The organism is Pseudomonadota bacterium (assembly GCA_034660915.1).
Lineage (GTDB): Bacteria > Desulfobacterota > Anaeroferrophillalia > Anaeroferrophillales > Anaeroferrophillaceae > DQWO01.
This window is the reverse complement of record JAYEKE010000054.1, coordinates 1-4,635: the sequence shown is the minus strand read 5'-3', so window position 1 is coordinate 4,635 and position 4,635 is coordinate 1. Positions and strand designations below refer to the sequence as shown.

The window sequence follows — 4,635 nt, the reverse complement described above, 5'->3', positions numbered from 1 at the left end:
ATGGAGGTCATCAGGTAGAAAACAATTCACGGAGGGATGGCCGAGTGGCTTAAGGCGGCGGTCTTGAAAACCGTTGAGCGAAAGCTCCGTGGGTTCGAATCCTACTCCCTCCGCCATTTGACATTTTATTATTTTTCCGGAGAGGTGGCCGAGTCGGCTGAAGGCGCTCGCCTGCTAAGCGAGTGAGTGGGGAAATCTGCTCCGAGGGTTCGAATCCCTCCCTCTCCGCCATTTCAAACACTCAGGTGGCACCATTAAAGTGTCGCCTTTCTTTTTTCTTGAACCTCGAGTTTTGGTTCAGGCAGGTCAAAAACCTGGCAACAGTCATGGTTGGTGACCGGGACAGCTGAAAAATCAGTACAACAGGAGCATGGGGTTACCGCAATGGTAATAGGATACAGATGGTGTCCAGACTGCGGGTCAGCGGTTAAATCGGAAAAATCAAGCAAATCGCCGGGAGCTATGATGGTTTTCTGGACCTTGTTTTTTTTCTTCATTCCTTTTCTTGGCACCCTGGTAGGGCTGCCGATGTTGCTGCTTTCCATTGCCTGGTGGCTATTTACCCCATCTCGTTGTTCGCGCTGCCAAGGACGATCGATTACCAGGACATTTCCGGAATTCTGCCCTTACCCAAAAGACAAACCTCTGTCACGAAAAGAACGTATAGCCATGTTTAGGAATTGAATTTTGTCTACAGGCATATACAAATAAGTACCTTTAGCCTTTAGCCTTTAGCCTTTAGCCTTTAGCCTTATTTAATCGCCTGCAACAGTTGTTCGATAATTTCGTCTAAATCTCCTTGCAATCGAATTCCACTCTGTCTGACAGGCGGCAGTTCGATTTTGGCTAATTCTACCAGCGGCTGAATATCATCATCAGACCATCCCAGCTCAGCCAGGGTTACTTGGTTTATTTTTATTCTTTTGGCCCGCATAATGCGGCTTAAAGGCGGATAACGAACCTCATTAAGCCCTCTTTGAGCGGTAATCAAAGCCGGGAAGGAAGTAATGACGGTTTCCGTTCCGCCATCAATCTCTCTTATCGCCGTCAACTCATCGCCGGAAATTTCCAGGTCGGTAACCACATTAACCTGGGGTATATCCATAAACTCCGCCAGGAAAGCTGGAAATTGAGCAAATCCATCATCTATCGCCTCTTTACCACATAAAATCAGATCATAATCCATTTGTTTCAGCAAAGCGGCTGCGACCCTGGCAATCAGAAGCTGGTCAGCATCTGCCAACAGCGGATCACTGATAACAGTTGCCTGATCAGCACCCATGGCCAAAGCCTGGGTGATAAAAGTAGTGTCATGTTTAACCGGCAGAACACTGATTACGCTAACCCGTCCACCCAGTTTTTCCTTAATTTGCAGCGCTTCTTCCAAGGCATGCTCGTCATAGGGATTCAGCGTATATTTAATACTACTGCCATCTACACGGCCATTATCATCAAGAGCTATTTTGGTTTCGCTATCAGGTGTTTGTTTGAGACAAACAATAATATTCATATTTACTCCTTAATCAGCATCCGCCAAGTGTCCGGCAACGATTTCCGCAAGATCAAAAACCCGCAGCCTTTCATCAAGGTTTAAGTTTTTGACCGCATTGTCCAACATCATATGACACCAGGGACAGGCGGTAACGATGATCTCGGCTTTGACATCCAAAGCCTGTTTAATTCTTGTTTCACCCAACCAGTTATTCCCTTCCACATCGTAAAACATACGGCCGCCGCCACCGCCACAACACAAGCTGTCCTTGCCATACTTTTCCATTTCAACCAGTTCCACCCCAGGCAGCTGACGCAGAATGTTTCGGGGAGTTTCCAAAATATCATGGTGCTTTCCCAGATAGCAGGGATCATGATAAGTAATTCTTCCGGGAGAGCCGGCTTTCAATCGCAAAAGACCGTCATTGAGCAGTTTTTCAAGAAACATAGTGTAGTGAAGCACTTCCATCCCCGCCGTAAGGCGGTCATAGGACTGCGTGAAGGTATGGAAACAATGGGGAGAGACCGTTACCATCTGTGAACATCCACAGGCCAAAATATCTGCTTCATTTTTTTCCACCAGTTCCTGGTAAAGAAACATATCTCCCATTTTATCAACCGGGTCGGCACAGCATTTTTCTTCTTCAAGAATGCCGAAATCAACCCCGGCATGGTGAAAAATTTTCACCAGTGAACGGGCCACATTCTGCAGTTCCGGCTCGTAACTTGTTGTACATCCCACATAAAAGAGGGTTTCAGCTTTATCTGTTGGCAATCGTTTAAAATCCAGGTCAGCCCCCCAGGCCAATCGATTTTCCTGGGCTTCCTGATAAGGATTCCCATGGGAATAAATATATTCCATCGGTTTCCGCTGACTGGGCATGGGACCATTCATCATTTCCACCAGTAATTTGCGGCCTTTTTCAATAACTTCCACAATCGGCAAACCGGTAGCCCGCTCCTTGCAGGTAAGAACACAACTGTTGCAAGTGGTACAATTATACAAGATATCACGCAGGCCTTCTTTCTCCTGACCTTCCAGTTCTCCCCAGACAATGCCGTAGTAAAGTGACTGGAGAATGCCGGATGGCCCTGAAGTCTGAAAACCTCTTGTTGACTCAAAAAGTGGGCAGGTCGAATAACAATAGTTGCATTTCCGACAACGCCGGACAGTATCGATAATCTCAGTTTTCAGTAGTTCTTCCGCATCAGCAAAAGCATCATCATTCATGTTATTTTCCATAGTTACAATACAAAAAGATAAAATTAAAATTGTGGCTAAACCCTAATGGCTAACAGCTAATCGCTTCACCTTATGATGCCACGGTTAAGAATATTATTCGGATCAAAAACCTGTTTCATTTTACGAATTATATTTAGCCCATCCTGACCATAACGCTGCTCGAAAAAAGCCGTACGTTTGGCAAATTGTCCCCATTCACCGCCGCAGGTCTTGTATTTAAGATTAAGTTCAGCTTCCCGGGCAAATTTTTCATCAACGGCCTGCATCTTACGGGTATCATCCCAATCCCTGGGAAGGACAACCCCGGGATGCATAGTCAGGGCACCGATATGACCGAAAAGATACGAATCAAGGCCGGACAACAGGGGCAGGCCATCAGTGAAATTGACGACATCATTCATGCATTCTTCAAGACCCTTAAGATTGCTGACCACTTCAGCCGAAATCCACTGGTTGCCGGTGGATTGCATCAGGTACGAACCAATAACCTCGCGGGTGGTCCATAAAATATCCCATTTTTCGGCATCAGTTATACGCTCAGCAACCAGGGGATTTTCTTTCCCCATCGATGCAACTATCCGGGTGGCAGCCTGATCTGCATCTTCCTGGGTATTGCCAATGGCAACAAACAGGATTACCGGACCACCGGGATGTTCCAACTGCTTTAGTTCAAAACCAATATCCGCGGTTTTTTCATCCATGAACTCCATAAACAAAGGAACCGGACAACGGTCATAATATAAACGCTGGACCCCACGGGCCATAGAACTCAGCTCAGGATAGATCAACAAACCGTTGGCACGGAAAAAATCAGGAACCAGGCGCATTCTAATATTAGTGATTACGCCAAAAAGCCCGTCACCGCCGACAAAAAATTTAGTTAAATCATTACCCGCTGGACGCCGGAGGCCGGTGGTCCCGGTTTCCAGAATTTCACCGGTGGGCAAAACAGCATCAACCCCAAGAACATAATCTCCCGACTTGCCGACACTGGCATCGATGATGTGGGCACTGGTATTATTGGATATCAGGCCACCCATGCTGGCAACCAGTTTGCTGCCGGGAGCCATGGGCAGAAAATACCCTTCTTTGGCCAGCAGGTTGCTGATTTCATTGCAACTCCATCCAGGACCACATTCAAAGTAGTTGTTATCCCGATTAATACTGAAATGATTGAGCCGCTTGGTATTAATAACGATTCCCGGCTCCGGGTAACGGGCGGCCCCGGTGAATGAAGTACCGGAACCCCGAACATATACCGGAATTTTCTCCTGATTCGCATACTTGACGATCCCGGCCACTTCTTCCCGGTTGCCGGGCAGGACCACAACCAGAGGCAGTTCTTCTTTCTTTTTTTCATAAGGAAAAATATCAAGAGAACTCTTTAATCGTTCAAAAATAGATGTCGAAAGGTAATCTTCACCGACAATAGCGGTTAAACTGGTAATCAGATTCTGTTCTGGTGTCATCTATTGCTCCACAATTCATACCTGAATTAAGCGATTAGCTTTTAGCAGTTAGCTATTAGCACTTCACACTGCCTGCGGCAGCGGTTTATCATAAAGAAACGTAATCATTCAGCGTAATTTTTTTGTCTCGCGCCCGTTCGCTTCGCTCACTCAAGACGCAAAGAAGAACGACTGACAAAATGGCAAGTTGAACTCTTCATGGCCTTTGCGGCTTTGCGAGAAAATTAAACAAATTGACTAAATAGTTACAAAAATTTGCCAATCTATAAACAAAGTTGAATGCTTACTTACTAATCAACGTAAATCCCTGATTTTTAAAAGCTAATTGCTAATGGCTAACCGCTAATAGCTCAGCTTAGGTCATAATTACAGGAGGGTGGTCAATTCACGGATGTCGGCGATTTTTTCCAGGTTGAAAACCAGATCTATAAT

Annotated in this window: 4 protein-coding genes and 2 tRNA genes; 2 read left to right on the top strand and 4 right to left on the bottom strand. The window is 45.9% G+C overall.

Translation table 11 applies throughout. The annotated features are described in order from the left end of the window. Window positions 1-30: 30 nt before the first annotated feature. A tRNA-Ser gene (locus U9P07_03465) sits at window positions 31-116 on the top strand. Window positions 117-138: 22 nt separating this feature from the next. Continuing rightward, window positions 139-231, top strand: a tRNA-Ser gene (locus U9P07_03460). Between the two features lie 23 nt (window positions 232-254). Here the strand turns inward: U9P07_03460 and U9P07_03455 are convergent. The 4 genes from U9P07_03455 to U9P07_03440 all read right to left on the bottom strand — a co-directional run bounded on the left by U9P07_03455 (window position 255) and on the right by U9P07_03440 (window position 4,203). After that, window positions 255-545, bottom strand: a complete 291-nt coding sequence (locus U9P07_03455; GenBank protein MEA2108459.1) for a hypothetical protein — start codon at window positions 543-545, stop codon at window positions 255-257. A gap of 206 nt (window positions 546-751) precedes the next feature. Continuing rightward, the gene (locus tag U9P07_03450) at window positions 752-1,510 is read right to left on the bottom strand and encodes an electron transfer flavoprotein subunit beta/FixA family protein (GenBank protein MEA2108458.1); all 759 of its coding nucleotides are present in this window, start codon (window positions 1,508-1,510) and stop codon (window positions 752-754) included. A 9-nt stretch (window positions 1,511-1,519) separates the two neighbouring features. Further along, window positions 1,520-2,722, bottom strand: coding sequence for a (Fe-S)-binding protein (locus U9P07_03445; protein MEA2108457.1), 1,203 nt, complete (start codon window positions 2,720-2,722; stop codon window positions 1,520-1,522). Window positions 2,723-2,799: 77 nt separating this feature from the next. Then, on the bottom strand, window positions 2,800-4,203 hold the full coding sequence (locus U9P07_03440; protein ID MEA2108456.1) for an FAD-binding oxidoreductase: 1,404 nt from the start codon (window positions 4,201-4,203) through the stop codon (window positions 2,800-2,802). Window positions 4,204-4,635: the final 432 nt, after the last annotated feature.

Bases quoted from the DNA above. Each gene is read 5' to 3' on its own strand.
- U9P07_03455 (MEA2108459.1), bottom strand. From the start codon at position 545: ATGGAAAGCAGCAACATCGGCAGCCCTACCAGGGTGCCAAGAAAAGGA.
- U9P07_03450 (MEA2108458.1), bottom strand. From the start codon at position 1,510: ATGAATATTATTGTTTGTCTCAAACAAACACCTGATAGCGAAACCAAA.
- U9P07_03445 (MEA2108457.1), bottom strand. From the start codon at position 2,722: ATGAATGATGATGCTTTTGCTGATGCGGAAGAACTACTGAAAACTGAG.
- U9P07_03440 (MEA2108456.1), bottom strand. From the start codon at position 4,203: ATGACACCAGAACAGAATCTGATTACCAGTTTAACCGCTATTGTCGGT.